Here is an 18,178-nt window from a genome sequence, read left to right as displayed (position 1 = left end):
AAATCGTGGCCGCGGTCAGTCGATGTCAGTGCGTGTAAACCACAGCTGCGCAACGACGAGGAACGCGACGGCCATCGCGATCAAGATGCCCGCGCCGGCGACATCGTAGCTCCCCTCGAGCAGGATCGCGTTCGGATCGTAGTAGCGCATGGGAGCGATCGCGCCGACGATCTCGGCGTCGGTCCCGGTAAGCAGCGACTCGGAGAGGAACAGCGCGAACGTAACGCCGAGGGCGACCCGCTGGGCGATCGCGGCCCGATCGACGGCGACCGAGGCCAGCAGGCCGATCCCGGCACAGGCGAACAGATAGGGGATCGACAGCAGGTGGACCGCGAGCACGTCAGCGACGGCTAACTGTTCGTCGATCAACTCGGCACCGACGAGGACGACGATCGGCGGGAGGACGTTCGCGCCGACGATCGGAACGGCCATCGCGCCGAAGCGCTCACCGACCAGCCTGCGGCGCGAGATCGGCATCGCGAGCAGGACGTCCATCCGACCGCGGTCGACGTCGTCGGCGATCACGCCTGCCGTGCTGTAGGCCAGATACAGTCCGAGCAGGATCACCCAGCCGAACGTGTAGAGTTCGAACGAGAGGAAGCCGCCGAGACTCGCCATCGTCTGGATTCCCATGATCTGGAGGATCGGCTCCGGGTAGGCGGAAATCAGCTGATCCAGATCGATCTCGGCCGCGAACGACGGGTAGACCCAGACGACCATGGCAGCGAGCAGGGAGAGGCCGACCGAGAGGTAGACGCTGCCGCGAACCCGCCGTCGGGCGTCGTATCTGGTCAGTTCAAACATCGTCGCCACCCCCGACATCGTTACCCGTCGTGTCGACACTGGCGGCCACTCGATCGTTCTGATCGCCGCCAGCGACCTCTTCCTCGCCGCCGTAAAACCGCATGAATACCTCCTCGAGGGGCGCTTCCTCGATCGAGAGGTCAATCAACCGGTACTCTCGGAGCGCCGCGAGCAGGTCGTTGACGTCGCCGGTGAACGTGAATACGTACTCGTCGTCCGCACTCGAGCCGGCGTCGGACGCGGCGGCGAGGTCGTGGACACCGTCGATCTCGAGATCGTGAATCGGGATCGACTCCGTGGCGTGTAGACGGACGAGTTTCCCGCTCCGGTTCAGAAGCGAATCGACCGGCTCGACCGTCACCAGCCGCCCGTTCCGGATGATGCCGACTCGGTCGCACAGCTTCCGCACCTCGCCCAGAATGTGCGAGGAGAAGAACACGGTCAGCCCCTGCTCGCGTTCGTCCCGGACGAACTCGGTGAATCGCTGCTGGAGCAGGGGGTCGAGTCCGCTGGTCGGCTCGTCCAAGATCACCAGCTCCGGATCGTGCATGAACGTCGTCACCAGCCCCAGCTTCTGGACGTTCCCCCGCGAGTAGTCCCGCACTTCGCGGTCCAGCGGCGGCTCGAACAGCTCGAGTAGTTCGTCGCTGCGCTCGTCGCCCTTGATCGAGCCGTGCAGGTCGATGATCTCGCGTCCGGTCGCCGTCTCGTCGAACGCCGGGCTGTCCGGGAGGTAGCCCAGTTTCCGTTTTGCCTCGAGTAGCTCTCCCTCGTCGGTCACGTCGTGGCCCAGCAGTCGGGCCGTTCCGGCGGTCGGCGAGAGAAACCCCAGCAGCGTTCGGATCGTCGTCGTCTTTCCCGCGCCGTTCGGCCCGAGATAGCCGAAGATCTCGCCACGCTCGACGTCGAACGTGACGTCGTCGTTGGCGAGCACTGCCCCGAAATCTTTCGTCAGTCCCTCGAGTTCGATCGCGGCCATACGATCGTTTCACGCGGAGAGCATATCGGTGTGCCGGATATTTCCGACTCGTGACGGCCCAACCGGTCGCGAGCGAGCGGTCCGAAAAACCGTTGGCGAGCGGGGCCGCTCACAGCATGACGCCCATCATCTGCTCGGCGACGTACTGGCCGTCGATCTTGTAGTGGGCCTGTCGGATGGCCTCGGTCTCCCAGCGATGGTCCTCGAGGAACCGGACGGCGTCCTGATTCGTCGCGGGGATGCTCTGATAGACCTTCTCGTAGCCGTTCGAGTCGGCCCACTTCAGTCCTCGCTCCATCAGTTGACTGCCGATCCCGTGGCCGCGGTGTTCCTCCAAGACGCCCATCGTGAGTTCGGCGGTGTGGGCGAGTTTCTCGAAGTTGGGCGAGCGGAGGTGGACCCAGCCGACGACCTCGTCGTCGACGGTGGCGACGAAGAAGACCCGAGACTCGATGTCGTTGTGCCGGAAGACGACCTCCTCGCGGTCGAGCAGATCGACGACGGACTCCGCGACGAGGTAGTCGTTCTCCTCGGCAACCTCGCGCATCACGCCGACGATTCCCTTGAGGTCGCTCTGCTGGGCCGGTCGGATCGTGAACGTGAGCCCCTCGACCGTGTGCTCCGTCTCGGCACCGGCCTCGATCGCGATGCGAAGGAGACCGTCGTCGGACTCGAGGTAGCCGTCGGCCTCGAGTGCGGCGATCGACTCCTTCAGTCGACGGGGCTCCATCGAGAACGCCGCCTCGAGATCGTCGGTGGTGACGGCACCGTTTCGCTCGACGTAGTCGTAGAGCCGTTCCTGGTCGTCGGTCTCGAATCGGGGTTTTTCGATCGCTTGCATGGGCGGACTAGTTCACCGGCCTCGCATTTAGAGATTGTCAGATGTTACCACTCGACACAGTACGGGTCGCAGACAGACCGGCGGGGCTTCGGTGCGTCGCCGCCGAAAACTACGACTCCGGAACCCGGCCGACGGTCACGTGGAACGGGACGACCTCCTCGCGACGGTACTCACGGTCGCGCATCTGCTCGATCACGTCCCGGCCCATTTCGCGCCACGAGCCGCGGAGGTCGTCGTACTCGCCCTCGGATAGTTCGCCTGCGAGCATCGTCTCTCGATCGTCGGCCAGCCCCTCGCCGGTCGCCTTCCGGCGAGCTGCCGTCAGCGCCCCCTCGCTGTACGGCGGTTCGACCGTTCGGACGTGGTCGTACCGGCGGGTCGCGATCACCTCGAGTCCCGCCGTCTCGAAGGCCTCGCGGGCGTCGGCCCCCAGCGCCACGTCGGTATCGACGCCGTCGAGGTACGCCCGCCGTGCCCGGCGCTCGAGGGTTCCCTCCGCGTCGACGCTCGAGTCGATCTCGACCGCGGCGTTGTCGGGTTCGACGGCCGCGACGAGGTCACTCGAGACGCGGGCGAACTCGGTGACGGCGGCCGCGGGGTCGGGCAGGTTGATGAGCAACGCCTGGCAAACGACGAGGTCGACGGCGTCGTCGGCGAACGGTAACCGGAGAGCGTCACCGGCGACGGCCGGGACGTGCTCGGCGGCGGCTGCCAACAGGTCCAAATCGGCGTCACAGGCGATCACCTCACCCGACGACTCCGCGGCCAGGACGCGGCTCAACTCGCCGGTCCCGCAGCCGACGTCGAGAATTCGGTCGCGAGTGTCGAGGGCCAGCGGCTCGAGGGCCGCGCGGGAGTCGGCCCACATCCCCTCGCGGGTCCGGTCGAGGTAGGATTCCGAGAACTCGCGCACGGTTCCACACGCGGCGGCTCGGATGAAAAACGGGTCGGTTTCTCGAGGCGGCGGGGAGCCGGGCGCTCGGCTATTCGTCGTCGCGCAGTTCCCGCACCTTCTCGATGTTCCAGGCGAAGCCGCGGCCGTCCTCCGTCGGCGTCTCGAGCGCGAACGGCAGGTGGCGCAGATCCGGGTGGTTCACGATCGCGCGCATGCCGTCCTCGCCGATGTAGCCCTCGCCGATGTGGGCGTGTTCGTCCTTGTGCGTGCCCACGTCGTGTTTCGAGTCGTTGAGGTGGATGTACTCGAGATACTCGAGCCCGACCACGTCGTCGAACCGCCCGACCGTCTCGTCGACGGCCTCGGGGGTCGTGAGGTCGTTGCCCGCGACGAGCGTGTGGGCGGTGTCGATACAGATGCCGATATCGGTGTCGGTGCGGTCGACGATCCCCGCGAGGTGGTCGAACTCGCCGCCGAGTTTCGTCCCGCTGCCCGCGTCGGACTCGATGAGGATCTGGACGCCGTCGGGCACCTCGAGGTCGTCGATGACGCTCGCAGCGTTGTCCAGCCCCCCGTCGACGCCCGCGCCGGTGTGGGCCCCGAGGTGGACGTTGACGTACGGAACGCCGAGGCGCTCGGCGGCGTCGAGTTCGGCCTGCATGCTCTCCATCGATTTCCGCCGGAGGTCGTCTTTCGGCGTACAGAGGTTCACGAGATACGCGGAGTGAATCACCCACGGTCCCTCGAGTTTCTCGTCGGTCGCCGCCCGAAAGCCTTCGGCGGCCTCGTCGCCGATCTCGGGCTGGGCCCAGACCTGCGGAGAAGTGGTGAATATCTGCCCGCAGTTGCCGCCGAAGGCGAGCTGGCGGTGGACCGCGTTGCGGATGTCGTCGTACGGCGGCGTCTCGTCGTCCGAGGAGACGCGCGAGCCGGAGATCGAAACGTGTGCGCCGACCTTCATCGTCATAAATTCCCGTCAGTACCGGGCCGTGATAGGTATAACGGACCGGCGCGGAACCCCATCGTCATCCCTCGCTCGCTTCGAGGACCTCCCGCTCTCGAACCCACGCGTCGCTGCCGAACTTCCGGGCGGCGAGGTCTCGAGCAGCCTCGAGTTCGCTACCGCACCACGTCGCTTCGTCGGCGTCACACCAGTCGCCCAGCGCCCCTGCGATCGCGTCGACGGCTTCCTCGCGGCCGATCCCGGCCTCGTCGCTGATGCTCGTCACGCGATCGGTGAACGTCGATTCCTCGAGATCGGCGTCGAAGACGCCCACGTGGGTCCGGGGCTCGAGGGCGTAACTGATCGAGCCGTGCTGGATGACCACGTCGCGCTGGCGGTACTGGGCGTTACCGCTGATCTTCTTCGCCAGCGCGCCTACGTCGGCGGATGCGACGATGTCGTGTGCCGGGTTGATGTCGCGCAGGTAGCACGACGGCTGATAGATCGCGTCCTGCTCGACCGTTGCGAAATCGGCGTCGACGCCCAGTCGGTCGAAGGCCTCGAGAACGGGTTCGCAGAACAGTTCGTAACAGTCCATTAGATCGCCGGGGACCTCGTCGGCCGGAGCGACGATCGTATACGAAATATCGGCGTAACGGTCGTGATAGATCCCGCCGCCGCCGGTCTGGCGGCGCGTCACGTCGATCCCCTCCCGGTCGCAGAACTCCCAGTCCACCGTCTCGGCGTCCTGACGGTACCCCAGCGAGAGCGTGCTCGGCTCCCACGAGTAGGTTCTGACGGTTCGGACGTCGTCCTCGAGGGCCGTTCGCGCGGCGACCTCCTCGAGAGCCATTTGCGTCGCTCCGTCGCGAGGTACGTCCCGGATCAGCCGCCACGGGCGGTCTGCAAGCGCCGTCATACTCGGAGCAACGGGCGGCTCTTGGAAAGCGATTCCGACCGACGCCGGCCACGTCGACGCTGATCCACGACCGTTTCACCGATCCGGACGCTCGATCGTCCCCGGGACGAACAGTCCCGCAGCCTCGAATTATCCCGCGACGAGGTTACGTGAATTATAGTAAACTGCAGTGCGACGCGATCCTTCGCTGCGCAATGGCAGGAAACGATCGGAAGACGGCGGAGCACGAACCGAGTTCGAACAGCCTGAGTCGGCGGACGGTGATCAAGACCGCCGGGATCGGCATCGTCGGGGCAGCGGGCATGGCCGCTTCGTCGGGGTCGGCAGCCGCCCAGACCGGCGGATTCGGCGGTGGGTTCGGCGGAACCGTGGAGATCGATCTCTCGAGCGGTTCGCCCCAGTCGCTCCCGACCGACGAAGAACTCGTGATCTCCGTCCACGGCTGGTTCGGAAACACGGGCGCGACGGCACAGGCGAGCCAGGTGTATCGACCGATGGCCGAGGCGGGGTACGAAGCGACGCCGGTCGCCGGGGTCTGGAACGCGTCGAACCCGAACTTCGTCGGCGCACAGGAGGAAGCGACCAGCGCCGCCGGAGCGCTGGCCGACCTCATCGAGGCGTACAAAGACGAAACGGGTGGCACCGTCCGGCTCGTCGGCCACTCGCTTGGCGGCCTGGTCGTCCTCGAGACGCTCGCCCAGATCGGGGAATCGTACACGATCGACACCGTCGCACCCCTCGGCGCGGCCGTTCCCTCGAGCAGCGTCTGTACCGAGGCCGAGTACGGCAGCGCCATCGCCGCCAACGCCGGCGAGGTGCGTAACTACTACTCGACCAACGACACGATTGTCGGTTCCGCGTACGGAGCCACGGGCGGCGGCCTCGGCTCCGACGGCGCGGACTGCGGCGGCGGTGGCGGCTTCCTCGGCGGCAGCGGTGGATCGATTCCCGATAATTTCACCGACGTCGACGTCAGCGATGCCGTCAGCAGCCACCTCGGCTACCTCGGCTCGACGGTGATCGCACGAAATCTGGTCAACAGCTTCGACGCGAGCGGCTCGAGCGACGGCGGCAGCGATTCGAATTCCAACGACGGCGAGTCGAACATGGGTGAACAACCGAGTGACGGTACCGACGGCAGCCAGTGGGACGGAAACGACGATTCACCGTTCGGGAACGACGACCTCTGGCCGGACGCGAGCGAGGAGGACGGCCAGAGCTGGTTCGAAGGCTCGAGTCCGACCGGCAGAAGCGATCGCGCTTTCGATCGGGGACGCGCTAACGGGAGCGACAACGGTTTCGATAGCTGGAATAGCCGCTTCGGAAACCGAAACGGTCGGGATTCCAGCGGCTGGGACAGTCTCTTCGGCGAAAACGATACGCGGAGTACCGATAGCTGGGACAGGCTGTTCAGCGACGGACGGACCGCGAGCACGGATAACTGGAGCCGGCTCTTCAGCGCCGGACAGCGCTAACGGGGCTACCCGATCCCCTGTACCGAGACGCCCCCGTCGGTACCGACCGTCGTATCGTTCGACGACCGCCCCGTTGGCCGTTTTCCTATCATCGTATGCGGTTTATCGGTCGGCAGGGACGTGACAGCGGCGAGACGGCGACTGACGCACCTACTGACTCGTAACCCGACATTCCGGCAGCCATCGATGCCGGACCACGCTGTCGTCACGTCGGTGACCCGGTCGGCGGCCGTCTACCCTCGGCGCTTCGTCACGCCGTTTTTACGTACCCGCGGGCTATCCCGTCGTATGGTGCGAAACGTCGCCGGATTGCTTCCGGACCTCGAGACGGAAGACTTCTATCTCCTCTCGGGCGTCGAACAGGGGATGCGCTTCTCCGAATGGGTCCAACGCGAGAAGCTCCCGAAGTTCGCCGATCTGTCCGAGGAGGAGGTCGATTACCGGCTCGAGCGCTGTCTCAAGCGCGGGCTGATCGAGAAGAAGACGATCCAGTACGAGGGCTATACCCTCCAGTTCGAGGGATACGATACCCTGGCGCTGCGGGCGCTGGTCGAACAGGATACGATTTCGGAGTTCGGCTCGCCGCTCGGCGTCGGCAAGGAGAGCGACGTCTACGAGGTCAAATCGTACAAACCGCTGGCGCTGAAGTACCACCGTGAGGGCTACACGAACTTCCGGGAGGTCCACAAAGAACGCGACTACACGTCGGACAACGACCACGTCTCCTGGATGTACACCGCCCGGAAGGCCGCCGAGCGCGAACACGGGATTCTCGAGGACCTCTACCCCGACGTGTCGGTCCCCCAGCCGATCGGCCAGAACCGCCACGCCATCGTCATGGAGAAGATGGACGGCGTCGAGCTCTCGCGGACCCGCCTCGAGGACGAGCAGGTGCTGGGCGTCCTCGACCTGCTCATTTCGGAACTCTCGCGCGCGTACGCGAAGGGATACGTCCACGCCGATATGAGCGAGTACAACGTCTTCGTCAACGAAGCGGGCGTGAAAATCTTCGACTGGCCCCAGGCCGTCCCGACGGACCACGAGAACGCCGACGAGTTCCTCCGGCGTGACCTGACCAATATCGTGGGCTACTTCCGCCGGAAGTACCCCCAGCACGTCCCCGACGCTCTCGAGGCCGACGAGTTGGCGGAGTCGATCACCGCGGATTCGTTCGAGACGGTCGCGGACTTCGTGTGAGATCGGCCGCTGCCCAGTAGCGAGTACGCGAGCGGATTCGACCTCGATCGAGCAACGGTTTTCTGCTCTTCGACGAATAGCGCCTCGAGACGCGTCCTCGAGCACGTTCGAATAGTGTACTATCCGACACTCGCTCGCCAGTACACCGAATATCGGTATATCAAATCGAGGGGCGTGCGGAAGAGAGGCGCAACTCGATGGCTCTCCAGCGAGTGGCAGTTGTCGGCGACGAGAGATTTTGGTTATCAGGCAGCCAGCACCATCACGAGCAACGAACCGCCGCCGCCGACGAGCGCGAACGCTGCGCCGACGAGGACCCGAGTGGCGGCCCAGCTGCGGAGTTCGGACAGGGTTCCGAGCCCGACGATCACCGGTTCCTCGAGTCCGACGACGATCGGTTCCGGGTACGCCGCTCGCGAGACGCTGCGTCCGACACCGACGACGGTGACCACGTCGTTCGGCTCGTAGCTCCACTCGCGCCGTCGTCGCTCCCCGTCGGAGTCCGTATGAGAGCGAGCGAGGTCGGCGACGTCGTGGTCGTCCAGCTGCTCCGGGAGAACTAAAAGACGGCCTGAGCCGTCCTCGGCGTAGAACTCGCCACCGCCGGCGTCGTGGTCGATCTCTCGGTGGCCTTCGAAGAGCGTTGCCCGTTCGACGGCGCTGCGATACCAAACCGTCGGCTCGTCGGATACCGGTCCTGCGATGGGTTCGCCTGCCGGCACGAGATGGCCTTCGACGGCGACGGGACCATCGTCGACCTCGGCAGCGGGGACGACCGACGCGTTTCGCAGGCGACGGTACCGATCGAGGTGGCCGGCAGCGATGGCGACGCCGAACGCGCTCGCGAGGTAAACCGCCGATGCCCACCCATAGGTGGTGAAACAGCCACGATGAGAGAGCGTCGAGTCGCAGAACGGCTGGGGATCGCCGATCCAGTAACTGAGCGCGATTCCGCCGGCTGCAACGGCCGCGGCGAGAAGCCACGCGCCGACACCGATCCCGGTAGTACGGTACAGCGTCGGCCAGACTCCCGGCACGAAGGCGATCACGCTGACGAGGAAGAGAGCGCAGACAAAGAGACCGGTCACGAAGAGGCTAACCGAAAGCAGATAGTGCACAGCGGCGGCCGCGACCAGGCCGATGCCGACGACGACGTACTCCACCGGCAAGCCCTGAGACTCGGTCTCTGACAGCAATCTCATTACTGCCAGTTCTCTAGAGTGAGCGATAAATAGTGTTCTGATGGATACGAGGGGCCGAAGACCGGAAAACAGCGGTTACTCGCCCGAGCGAAGCGCTCAGGCGGGCATCCCGGTCGATCCGGGCTGCGGCTCGGTCTCGAGGGGGTGCTCGAGGCCGCGGAGCTGGTCGTAGGCCTGGGCAGTGGTCGCGAGGGTGTAGACCGTGACGGCCGCGGCGACGAGTTGCGTGAGGACGAGCCCCGCGGCATCGCCGAGGAAGACCGCCGGAACGATGGCGGTGGCGTTCACCAGAATGCCGAGTGCGACGACGAGGAAGCCGAGCGCGAATAGTCGGAGGCGACTGCCCCTGGTCAACGCCCAACTGCTGCGGAACGCCTGGACGAAGTTCTGGTCCTCGACCGCGACGAAGACGCTCCAGTAGTAGAGGGCCACGAGCAGGAACAGACCCGGTACGAGCAGGAAGACGCTCCCGACGGCGACGAGCAGCACGAAGACGATCGTGCCGACGAAGGCGTTGAGCGTGGCGATGCCGAGCTTCCGTCGGCGGAACTCCTGTGGAATCGTCTCGGTCTCGTCGGATGCGAACGTCCGAAGTGCGACGACCGCGGCGGCTATCGTGACGACCCCGATCGCAAACGATAGGAGACCAGTGACGAGGCCGACGAGTCCTGACGCGGGTTCTGCGCCGGTTGCGGGGCCGAATCCGGTTGGGACGACGAGCGCGTTCATTACGGCGAGGATAGCGAAGATGACGACGAAGACGAGCCCGTTCCGCTCGGTGGCGCGGGAGAACCCGTCGGTCATCGCGTCGGTGATGCTGAAGGCCATACGAGTAGTACGCGCCCGACCGAGATATATGTAGTACTGCTTTTGTTTATCAGCGAATCTAGCGATATCGCGGACACGAGCATTTGAAGCTAATATTTGGATATATAAGTATTCCCATATTTTGTCACCGACGGCGACGGCCGTGGACGAGATCGACCGGCGAACCGGTGAGAGAGTTCGACAGGTCACTCGATTCGCGCGAACGCGAACTGCGAGATGACACTCCCGTTCGATCGATTCTCTCGACAACCGGCAAATGATGACATTGATCTGACCCCTCGCCGTACCCCCCAGTATGAGGGTGAATGGCACACGTGATCTCGACGGCGTCGGCATCTGGGGCGGCGGCCTCACGGGTGGGCTCGTCGCCGGAATCGCCATGGGCCTGGTCCTCCACCTCGGTGGGAACCAGATCGAACTCCTGGGCGGGCTCGCGGCCGAGCCCGAGATGGCCATCGGCGTCGGCTGGACCATCCACCTGATGTTGAGCATCGCGTTCGGACTGCTCTTCGCCGCAATCGTCTCGAGACGGGTGATTCAGGACCAGATCGACGAGTTCAACGACTACGTCATCGCCGGGCTGGCGTTCGGCACGGTCGTCGGCCTCTTCGCCGGCGGTGTCGTGTTTCCGGTAGCGATGGAGCGGGCCGGCGTAGCGACGCTGCCGCTTCCGTACCTCCCGGTTTCGGGGCCGGCAGCGGAACTGTTCAGCGCGCTCCTCTTCGGCCTCGGCCACCTCGTCTACGGGCTGGTCCTGGGAGCCGTTTTCGCGGCGGTCAACGGCGTCACGCCCAGCGGCGTGCGCGAACGGGTGCCGCTCGGGCGGTAACGGCCATACCGCCCGCACAGCAGCGCGCCCGCGGAGTTCGAAGCTCTTATACTCGAGAGTTGGGAAGAAGGAGTAGACTCGCTGGTTCGCGGGCATCAGCGGGCACCTGTACGATGCGGTGTCACAGGTCGGGATGTGATCCGCGGGGCTCGGCCCCGGTCGGGATTGAACCAGGAAACGCCCGCGGGTGAATACGCATGGCAAAGAGCTTCTATTCCCACATCAAGGACGCATGGAAAGACCCCGACGACGGTAAGCTCGGGGAGCTACAGTGGCAGCGAAAGCAGGAGTGGCGCAAGCAGGGCGCGATCGAGCGAATCGACCGCCCCACGCGACTCGACAAGGCGCGCGAACTCGGCTACAAGGCCAAGCAGGGCATCGTCGTGACCCGGGTTTCGGTCCGAAAGGGGACCGCCCGGAAGGAACGATTCAAGGCCGGCCGGCGCTCGAAGCGCCAGGGTGTCAACCGCATCGGGCGGCGCAAGAACATCCAGCGCATCGGCGAGGAGCGCGTCTCCCGCAAGTACCCCAATCTGCGCGTGCTCAACAGCTACTGGGTCGGTGAAGACGGCTCGCAGAAGTGGTTCGAAGTGATCCTCGTCGATCCGAACCACCCCGCGATCGAGAACGACGACGATCTCAACTGGATCTGCGACGACGCCCACCAGAACCGCGCGTTCCGCGGGCTCACGAACGCCGGTAAAGCCAACCGCGGCCTCAACAACCGCGGCAAGGGTGCCGAGAAGGTCCGACCGTCGAACACGGGCGGTCAGGGCCGCGCGAAGTAACGGCGTCAGCGACCGACGAACCCACTATCGATTTTTCTGCGAACCGGCCCCGGAGAGCCAGCGCCAGTACGGACTCTCGAACGCGAACAGGGGACCGTAGCGTCGTTCCCACGGATCCGGTCCGAGAGGTGGACTTATTCCACGGGCGGACGTATCGCCTCGCATGACACAGCACGTCCTCGTGGCGGTCGACGACTCGGCACAGTCGACTGAGGCGCTCGAGTTCGCCTGTACGGAGTATCCGGATGCGACGATCACCGCACTGTACGTCCTCGACCCGGGCGACTTCTACGCCGTCGGCGGCGTCGAGGGGACCGCGATCAACTACGACGAGGTACAGGGCCACCACGAGGACCGCGCCGAGGAAATTCTCGAGACGGCGCGCGAACAGGCGGCCGATCACGGCGTCGAGATCGAGACCGAGTACGTCATCGGCGGCGTGTCGCGATCGATCGTCGACTACGCCGACGAACAGGACGTCGATCACATCGTCATCGGTAGCCACGGCCGGACAGGTGCGAGCCGGATTCTACTGGGCAGCGTCGCCGAGACAGTCGCCCGTCGGTCGCCGGTGCCGGTGACGATCGTTCGGTAGGGAGGGGAACGCGTTCGACGCGAAGATGACAGAACCGGAGCAACGGCTTCTCGAGCGTTGACACCGGTAAGCAGTGGGATGACGGCAGCGCGTTCGGAGCGACGCGAAAAACAGTTACGCCGAAACGGTCTGGCTCTCCTGTTCGGTCGAGCGCATGTCCAGATCGGCCTTCAGGGCCTCGATGGCCTCCTCCGGATCGGTCTCGGAGTCGAAGACCCGGTCGAATCCCATCTTGCGGAAGAACGACCGCGTCTCCTCGAAGTCGTCCTGTCCGACGGCGAGGTTGCCGCCGATGTAGGTCGTGACATCGAGGTCGGCCTCAGCGATCCGCTGGTGGAAGCCCTCGCAGTCCTGCTTGGCGTGGCCGTAGAGCGACGAGACGAGTACAGCCTCGGCGTCGTTGGCGGACGCGGCTTCAACGAACTCCTCCTGAGAGCTCTGGACTCCCAGGTTGACGACGTCGAATCCGGCTGCCTCCAGCGCCTGTTCCAGGATGGTGATCCCAACGACGTGAGCGTCCGACCCGATCACGCCGAGGATGACTGTCTTCGTCATGTGCGTACCACCACTAACTGCCGGGACCACCATAAACCTAATGATTAATAATGTGCCAATCGTTCACACGGTTTCCCTCCGGCGATTGGCGAGCGGACAGCGTCGAACGAACCGTTCGGTGCGCTGAACTGTGAGCTCCGAACACAAAAATCCTTTCCGCCTGCAATGGCGCGGTGAAACCGTCCGTTCCGTGGTACTCGCGATCGATCAGACGGTCGTGAGCGCACCGACCGGCGCGTCGGTGCGCTCACGCGCGCGTTCGATGCCGTCCGCTCCGGCTGCGATCAGCGCGAAGACGCCGGCGACGTCGGCTTCGGCGGTGTGAGCGATGTCGAGCAGGAGCTCCTGCGTCTCGCCCGACCGGATGAGGTCGTCGACGACCAGCACCGTCTCGCCGGGGTCGATAGCCGAAGCGGGCAGGTAGTAGGTGAGTTCGATACCCGACTGGAGTCGCTGGCGGGCCTCGATGAATTCCTCGACGGCGGTCTCCTTGCGCTTTTTCGCGTAGGCACACCGGACGCCGTAGTAGCTCGCGAGCGCGGCGGCGAGGGTGATCCCGTCAGTCGCAGCCGTGAGGACGACGTCGGGGCGCTCGAAGTCGAACCCGTTGGCCACGACTGGTGCGGCCAGCTCGAGAAACGGCTGGTCGAAGACGGTCGCGCTATTGTCGACGTACCCGTCCTCGTCGACGCTGATTCGCGCGTCGAGTTCCGCGGCCAGCGCCTCTCGACCCAGGTCCTCGACGACCTCGCTCGCACGCTCGGTCCCCGGAAGGACGTGTCCGTTCACGTACCGGTTGAGATCGCCCGCCGGTAGTCCCGTCGTCTCCGCGAGTTCGTCGTAGGTCCGGGTCTCCTTCAACATTCGCAACACGTCGACGGCCCGCAGCTGGAGGGCTGCTTTCTCGGCTCTGTTCATACAGATATGCACGATTCCACAACTATGCCTATTTCGATCGAGGCCATGACATCGATCACCACAGATATGCAGTCTCCGTGGCGACCGTCGGCGATCCGACGCGAAACGCACGCGGACTTCGATCACCTCGAGTCCCCGTCCTCAAAACCGCTTCACAGATCCCGCCACGCTCGAGGCAGCGATGACACTGTGGAAAGACGTCCGAGAGAGCGGTCGACAGCGATGTTACTCGACCGTTCCTGTGCCCCTCGACGAGTCCACTCCTTCGCGTCGCTTCACTCGTTCAGTCGTCGACTCGTCGAACATCGCAAATCTTTGGATTTTCTCCATCCCGGCGATTTCGGATTCCATCCGAAATATTCGTTCCGATAATCAGAAATATTATCCCCCTGCCCAATAGTAATCATACCGCTAACAAGTTCCGACGATTCGGGACGGTCTACTGAGTAATCATGACTGACGATCGACGGTACCGCCGGCGTGAAGGCCTCGGAACGGTTCTCACAGTTGCCCTCACCGCGACCGCCGGCTGTCTAGAGCGACTCCGCGGCGAGAAACACAGAACGCAGGTCCGGCTCACGCTCATCAACACGCACTACGAAAACGAGACGACCGCGTTCGAACTGACGGCCAAAGCAGCGGACGGCACAGTCATCTACGAAGGACGGAGAGAGTTGACGAAAGGACACTCGTTCACCACTGATCCGATCCCCAACGAGATTCGCACCATCGAGTACGAAACCGATGCCGGCGCGAACGGAACCGTTTCCGTTCCGCCGAAATCGGACTGTCCGCCCGACCCGAGTGTCCCACGCGAAATCGAGCTCTATTACACGGACGAACGGGAGCTGTCGTATCGAGATGAGGTACCTCGCTGTGACTGATAGCCGAAGGCGGACGTCGACTACTCCTGGAGGAAGTCCGGTTCCGTCCGCTGCTCGTCGCGTTCGGCCTCGAGGTGCGCTCTGAACGCGTCGATCTCGACGTCGTACTCCTGGTCCTCGAAGCGGTCGCGCACCGAGATATTCCCGGCCTCCTCCTCGTTGTCGCCGACGATGATCTGGTAGGGGACGCGGTCGTCGTGGGCCGCGCGAATCTTCCGCTCGAGGGTGCTGTCGCGGTCGTCGACCTCGACGCGGAAGTCGTCGAACTCGTTGGCGACGCGGTGGGCGTAGCCGAGGTTGTCGTCGGAGATCGGCAGCACGCGGACCTGTTCGGGCGCGAGCCAGAGCGGGAACCGGCCCTCGTAGTGCTCGATGAGCATCATGAAGAACCGCTCGTAGCTGCCGTACAGCGCGCGGTGGATCATGACCGGGCGGTGTTCCTCGTTGTCCTCGCCGACGTAGTTCAGATCGAACCGCTCGGGCATGTTGAAGTCCAACTGGACCGTCGGGCCGTCCCACGAGCGACCGATGGCGTCCTCGAAGGCGAAGTCGATCTTCGGCCCGTAGAACGCGCCGTCGCCCTCCTCTATCTCGTACTCGTGGCCGTGAGCCTCGAGCACGCTCTCGAGTTGTTCCTCGGCGCGCTCCCAGATCTCGTCGCTACCGACCGACTTCTCGGGGCGGGTGGCAAGCGCCATCTCGTAGTCGAGGTCGAACGTCTCGAGGACGTCCGTGATCATCGCCATGATCTCCTCGACCTCGCGCTCGATCTGGTCGGGGCGGATGAACAGGTGGCCGTCGTCGATGGTGAACGCCCAGACCCGCGAGAGACCGGAGAGTTCGCCGCGCTGTTCCTTTCGATACACTTTGCCGTTTTCCGCGTAGCGGATCGGCAGGTCGCGGTAGCTCCAGGAGTGGTCCTGGAAGATGGCGGCGTGGCCGGGACAGTTCATCGGCTTCAGGCCGAACTCGTCGTCGCCGACGTCGAAGATGAACATGTCGTCCTGGTAGTTCTCGTAGTGGCCCGACCGGTGCCAGAGGTCCGTCTTGAACACGTGGGGCGTCTCGACGTAGTCGTAGCCCGCCTCCTCGTTCAACTCGCGGACGAACGCCTCGAGTTCCGAGAGGACAGTCTTCCCGGCGGGGTGATACAGCGGCAGGCCCGGCCCCGTCACGTCCTGGATCGAGAAGAGATCCATTTCGTTGCCGATCCGGCGGTGGTCGCGCTTCTCGGCCTCCCGCTTGCGCTCCAAGAACGCCTCGAGGTCGCTCTCGTCTTCGAAGGCCGTGCCGTAGATGCGCGTCTGCATCGTGTTCTCCTCGTCGCCGCGCCAGTAGGCGCCGGCGATCTCGAGCAGATCGATCGCGCCGATCTCGCCCGTCGAGTCGACGTGCGGGCCAGCACAGAGATCCTCCCACTCGCCCTGGCTGTAGAACGTGACGGTGTCGTTCTCCTCGGCGAACTCCTCGAGCAGTTCGAGCTTGTAGGGCTCGTCGGCGAGACGCTCCTCGGCCTCCTCGATCGAAACCTCCTCGCGCTCGATCTCGTAGTCCTCGTCGATGATCGACTCCATCTCGGCCTCGAGATCCGCGAGGTCCTCCTCGTCGATATCGAGGTTGTCGAAGTCGTAGTAGAAGCCCTCGTCCGTCGGCGGGCCGATCGCGAGTTTGACCTCGTCCTCGTCGTAGCGGCGTTCGACCGCCTGCGCGAGGCAGTGGGCCGCGGAGTGGCGCATGACCTCGAGATACTCCTCGGAGCCGTCGGTGATGATCTTGAGTTCCGCGCCGTCGTAGACGGGCTGTTCCTTGGCGACGAGGTCGCCGTCGAGTTTCCCGGCGACCGTGTCGCTGCCGAGTCCGGGGCCGATCTCGTACGCGCAGTCCTCGACCGTCGCGTCGGCGTCGACCGTGAGTTCCGAACCGTCGGGCAGTACGACCGCTACTTGCTCCTGTGAATCTGATTCTGACATGGCTGTGGGTGTGGTGAAAATCCCGGTGGCGTGTCCGCGCGTCCCGCACACTGGTCGACCGCGGCCGACACAATACGCGGTAGGTGGGAGTTAAAAGCGGGCAAACGCCCCTGTAAAGCGGACACCTACCATCGTGGATACGGGTAGTCTCGAGCGGGATAAAAGGGTTGTGATGGTAAGCGACACCGTTCCGCTCCCCGCGAGCGGACGGTTGAAGGCGACCACGACGACGCGATTTCACGATCGACAGCACTGCCTGTCGGTTATAGAACAACTCATGTGGCACGAGCGGACACGTACGGACGATGGCCCTCGGTGGCATCCTCCCGAATACGCCCGTCGTCAACGTGCTCGTCATCGTCGCGGCGACGGGCTTCATCTGGTTCGGCAGCGGCTGGCTCGAGGAATCAGCGGAACACCTCTCGACGTACTACGGGTTACCGGCGGTCGTCCAGGGATCGATCGTCGTCGCCATCGGCTCGAGCTTCCCGGAGCTCTCGAGCGTCGTGTTCACGGCGCTCGCGGGAACGTTCGATATGGGCGTCGGCGCGGTCGTCGGCTCCGCGATCTTCAACATCCTCGTGATTCCGGCGATATCCGGTCTCGTTACGGAGGGCGATCTGGACACGAACCGCACCCTCGTCTACAAAGAGGCGCAGTTCTACATGATCGCCGTCTCCGCGCTGGTCGTCACCCTCGCGCTGGCCGTCATCTACGTCCCCGTCCCCGGCGGCCCGGAACTCACCGGTCAGTTGACGCGCCCCCTGGCGATGATACCGCTGCTCCTGTACGGGCTGTATCTCTTCATCCAGTGGCAGGACGTCAGCGACTACGAGGCCGAAGACGAAACCGATGGGATCGACATCGCCCGCGAGTGGGGCAGACTCGCGGTCGGACTCGTCGTAATCCTCCTGGCCGTCGAACAGCTGGTCGGCAGCGTCGAATCGCTCGGTAACACGTTCGGCATCCCCGAGTTCCTCGCCGGCGTCACCATCATCGCGGGGGCGACGAGCCTGCCCGACACGCTCGTGAGCGTCCGATCGGCCAAGACCGGGAAGGGAATCACGAGCATCGGCAACGTCCTCGGGTCGAACACGTTCGACCTCCTGGTCGCGATTCCGATCGGCGTGCTCATCGTCGGAACCGTCCCCGTGGACTTCGCCGTCGCCGTCCCGATGCTCGGCGTGTTGACGCTCGCGACCGTCCTCCTGTTCTCGTTTCTGCGCACCGACCTCTCGGTCACCGCCCTCGAGTCCTACGTGCTCCTCGCCGCCTACGGGCTGTTCGTCGCGTGGGTCATCGCCGAAACCGTCGGCGTGACCGATCTCATCAAGGGAGCGTAAACTACCCTTCCCTACTCCCTCAGCGCACCTACTCACTCGCTTCGCTCGCTCCGTGAGGTCGGAGGCTTCACCTCGAATTATGCTGAGTTCTCCGCGACCGGCCGCTGGTTCCACTCTCGAGCGATTCGCTTGCCGTCACCAGCGATTCCATCTCGAGACCCGCCGCCTCGATCGGGGCCCGACAGTGTCACTGTTTCGGTAATCAGCCTTATA

The 18,178-nt window shown here is 64.5% G+C and carries 18 protein-coding genes; 7 read left to right on the top strand and 11 right to left on the bottom strand.

From position 1 onward, the window contains the following. Positions 1–15 precede the first annotated feature (15 nt). The 6 genes from NDO75_RS10620 to NDO75_RS10595 form a co-directional block, all read right to left on the bottom strand. Positions 16–804 (bottom strand): ABC transporter permease subunit, encoded by a 789-nt coding sequence (locus NDO75_RS10620; protein WP_310906190.1) that lies wholly within the window; start codon positions 802–804, stop codon positions 16–18. Next, the gene (locus tag NDO75_RS10615; protein ID WP_310906189.1) at positions 797–1,783 is read right to left on the bottom strand and encodes an ABC transporter ATP-binding protein; all 987 of its coding nucleotides are present in this window, start codon (positions 1,781–1,783) and stop codon (positions 797–799) included. Before NDO75_RS10615 ends, NDO75_RS10620 begins: the two co-directional genes overlap by 8 nt. 109 nt (positions 1,784–1,892) lie before the next feature. Continuing rightward, positions 1,893–2,624 (bottom strand): GNAT family N-acetyltransferase, encoded by a 732-nt coding sequence (locus NDO75_RS10610; RefSeq protein ID WP_310906188.1) that lies wholly within the window; start codon positions 2,622–2,624, stop codon positions 1,893–1,895. Between the two features lie 109 nt (positions 2,625–2,733). Further along, positions 2,734–3,537 carry a methyltransferase domain-containing protein gene (locus NDO75_RS10605; RefSeq protein WP_310906187.1) on the bottom strand — a complete coding sequence of 268 codons (804 nt, stop codon included), beginning with the start codon at positions 3,535–3,537 and terminating at the stop codon, positions 2,734–2,736. 70 nt (positions 3,538–3,607) lie between these two features. Then, positions 3,608–4,480: a deoxyribonuclease IV gene (locus NDO75_RS10600; RefSeq protein WP_310906780.1), complete on the bottom strand. Its 873-nt coding sequence runs from the start codon at positions 4,478–4,480 to the stop codon at positions 3,608–3,610. Positions 4,481–4,544: 64 nt separating this feature from the next. After that, positions 4,545–5,381 carry a biotin/lipoate A/B protein ligase family protein gene (locus NDO75_RS10595; protein ID WP_310906186.1) on the bottom strand — a complete coding sequence of 279 codons (837 nt, stop codon included), beginning with the start codon at positions 5,379–5,381 and terminating at the stop codon, positions 4,545–4,547. Between the two features lie 194 nt (positions 5,382–5,575). Here NDO75_RS10595 and NDO75_RS10590 point away from each other — a divergent pair, with 194 nt between their 5' ends. Then, positions 5,576–6,856, top strand: coding sequence for an alpha/beta hydrolase (locus NDO75_RS10590; protein ID WP_310906185.1), 1,281 nt, complete (start codon positions 5,576–5,578; stop codon positions 6,854–6,856). Positions 6,857–7,144: 288 nt separating this feature from the next. Further along, positions 7,145–8,053 (top strand): serine/threonine-protein kinase RIO2, encoded by a 909-nt coding sequence (locus NDO75_RS10585; protein ID WP_310906183.1) that lies wholly within the window; start codon positions 7,145–7,147, stop codon positions 8,051–8,053. Between the two features lie 245 nt (positions 8,054–8,298). Here NDO75_RS10585 and NDO75_RS10580 read toward each other — a convergent pair whose 3' ends face one another. Together NDO75_RS10580 and NDO75_RS10575 are read right to left on the bottom strand one after the other, a co-directional pair. Beyond that, positions 8,299–9,255, bottom strand: a complete 957-nt coding sequence (locus NDO75_RS10580) for a hypothetical protein (RefSeq protein WP_310906182.1) — start codon at positions 9,253–9,255, stop codon at positions 8,299–8,301. 96 nt (positions 9,256–9,351) lie between these two features. Then, a complete protein-coding gene (locus NDO75_RS10575) occupies positions 9,352–10,083 on the bottom strand; it encodes a hypothetical protein (protein ID WP_310906180.1) in 732 nt (243 codons plus the stop codon). Between the two features lie 295 nt (positions 10,084–10,378). Here NDO75_RS10575 and NDO75_RS10570 point away from each other — a divergent pair, with 295 nt between their 5' ends. The 3 genes from NDO75_RS10570 (at position 10,379) to NDO75_RS10560 (ending at position 12,295) form a co-directional block, all read left to right on the top strand. Next, positions 10,379–10,912, top strand: coding sequence for a hypothetical protein (locus NDO75_RS10570; protein WP_310906178.1), 534 nt, complete (start codon positions 10,379–10,381; stop codon positions 10,910–10,912). A 197-nt stretch (positions 10,913–11,109) separates the two neighbouring features. Then, positions 11,110–11,700, top strand: a complete 591-nt coding sequence (locus NDO75_RS10565; protein ID WP_310906177.1) for a 50S ribosomal protein L15e — start codon at positions 11,110–11,112, stop codon at positions 11,698–11,700. Positions 11,701–11,863: 163 nt separating this feature from the next. Next, positions 11,864–12,295: a universal stress protein gene (locus NDO75_RS10560; RefSeq protein ID WP_310906175.1), complete on the top strand. Its 432-nt coding sequence runs from the start codon at positions 11,864–11,866 to the stop codon at positions 12,293–12,295. 114 nt (positions 12,296–12,409) lie between these two features. On the opposite strand, the gene glmS is transcribed toward NDO75_RS10560, so the two are convergent. Further along, positions 12,410–12,850 carry a methylaspartate mutase subunit S gene (glmS, locus tag NDO75_RS10555; protein WP_310906174.1) on the bottom strand — a complete coding sequence of 147 codons (441 nt, stop codon included), beginning with the start codon at positions 12,848–12,850 and terminating at the stop codon, positions 12,410–12,412. A 207-nt stretch (positions 12,851–13,057) separates the two neighbouring features. Next, on the bottom strand, positions 13,058–13,768 hold the full coding sequence (locus NDO75_RS10550; RefSeq protein ID WP_310906173.1) for a phosphoribosyltransferase family protein: 711 nt from the start codon (positions 13,766–13,768) through the stop codon (positions 13,058–13,060). Positions 13,769–14,220: 452 nt separating this feature from the next. On the opposite strand from NDO75_RS10550, the gene NDO75_RS10545 reads away from it, so the two are divergent. Continuing rightward, a complete protein-coding gene (locus NDO75_RS10545) occupies positions 14,221–14,652 on the top strand; it encodes a hypothetical protein (protein WP_310906172.1) in 432 nt (143 codons plus the stop codon). 20 nt (positions 14,653–14,672) lie between these two features. On the opposite strand, the gene thrS is transcribed toward NDO75_RS10545, so the two are convergent. After that, positions 14,673–16,622, bottom strand: coding sequence for a threonine--tRNA ligase (gene thrS / locus NDO75_RS10540; protein WP_310906171.1), 1,950 nt, complete (start codon positions 16,620–16,622; stop codon positions 14,673–14,675). 305 nt (positions 16,623–16,927) lie between these two features. On the opposite strand from thrS, the gene NDO75_RS10535 reads away from it, so the two are divergent. After that, on the top strand, positions 16,928–17,965 hold the full coding sequence (locus NDO75_RS10535; protein ID WP_310906170.1) for a sodium:calcium antiporter: 1,038 nt from the start codon (positions 16,928–16,930) through the stop codon (positions 17,963–17,965). Positions 17,966–18,178: the final 213 nt, after the last annotated feature.

Source organism: Natrinema sp. 1APR25-10V2, assembly GCF_031626495.1.
In the GTDB taxonomy this organism is placed as follows: domain Archaea; phylum Halobacteriota; class Halobacteria; order Halobacteriales; family Natrialbaceae; genus Natrinema.
The sequence above is the reverse complement of the archived record's forward strand: the minus strand, read 5'-3'. Positions and strand labels throughout refer to the sequence as shown.

Coding starts and splice junctions, on each gene's coding strand:
- NDO75_RS10560 (WP_310906175.1), top strand. CDS start 11,864: ATGACACAGCACGTCCTCGTGGCGGTCGACGACTCGGCACAGTCGACT.
- NDO75_RS10580 (WP_310906182.1), bottom strand. CDS start 9,255: ATGAGATTGCTGTCAGAGACCGAGTCTCAGGGCTTGCCGGTGGAGTAC.
- NDO75_RS10585 (WP_310906183.1), top strand. CDS start 7,145: ATGGTGCGAAACGTCGCCGGATTGCTTCCGGACCTCGAGACGGAAGAC.
- glmS (WP_310906174.1), bottom strand. CDS start 12,850: ATGACGAAGACAGTCATCCTCGGCGTGATCGGGTCGGACGCTCACGTC.
- NDO75_RS10600 (WP_310906780.1), bottom strand. CDS start 4,480: ATGAAGGTCGGCGCACACGTTTCGATCTCCGGCTCGCGCGTCTCCTCG.
- NDO75_RS10615 (WP_310906189.1), bottom strand. CDS start 1,783: ATGGCCGCGATCGAACTCGAGGGACTGACGAAAGATTTCGGGGCAGTG.
- thrS (WP_310906171.1), bottom strand. CDS start 16,622: ATGTCAGAATCAGATTCACAGGAGCAAGTAGCGGTCGTACTGCCCGAC.
- NDO75_RS10610 (WP_310906188.1), bottom strand. CDS start 2,624: ATGCAAGCGATCGAAAAACCCCGATTCGAGACCGACGACCAGGAACGG.
- NDO75_RS10590 (WP_310906185.1), top strand. CDS start 5,576: ATGGCAGGAAACGATCGGAAGACGGCGGAGCACGAACCGAGTTCGAAC.
- NDO75_RS10575 (WP_310906180.1), bottom strand. CDS start 10,083: ATGGCCTTCAGCATCACCGACGCGATGACCGACGGGTTCTCCCGCGCC.
- NDO75_RS10565 (WP_310906177.1), top strand. CDS start 11,110: ATGGCAAAGAGCTTCTATTCCCACATCAAGGACGCATGGAAAGACCCC.
- NDO75_RS10570 (WP_310906178.1), top strand. CDS start 10,379: ATGAGGGTGAATGGCACACGTGATCTCGACGGCGTCGGCATCTGGGGC.
- NDO75_RS10550 (WP_310906173.1), bottom strand. CDS start 13,768: ATGAACAGAGCCGAGAAAGCAGCCCTCCAGCTGCGGGCCGTCGACGTG.
- NDO75_RS10595 (WP_310906186.1), bottom strand. CDS start 5,381: ATGACGGCGCTTGCAGACCGCCCGTGGCGGCTGATCCGGGACGTACCT.
- NDO75_RS10545 (WP_310906172.1), top strand. CDS start 14,221: ATGACTGACGATCGACGGTACCGCCGGCGTGAAGGCCTCGGAACGGTT.
- NDO75_RS10535 (WP_310906170.1), top strand. CDS start 16,928: ATGGCCCTCGGTGGCATCCTCCCGAATACGCCCGTCGTCAACGTGCTC.
- NDO75_RS10620 (WP_310906190.1), bottom strand. CDS start 804: ATGTTTGAACTGACCAGATACGACGCCCGACGGCGGGTTCGCGGCAGC.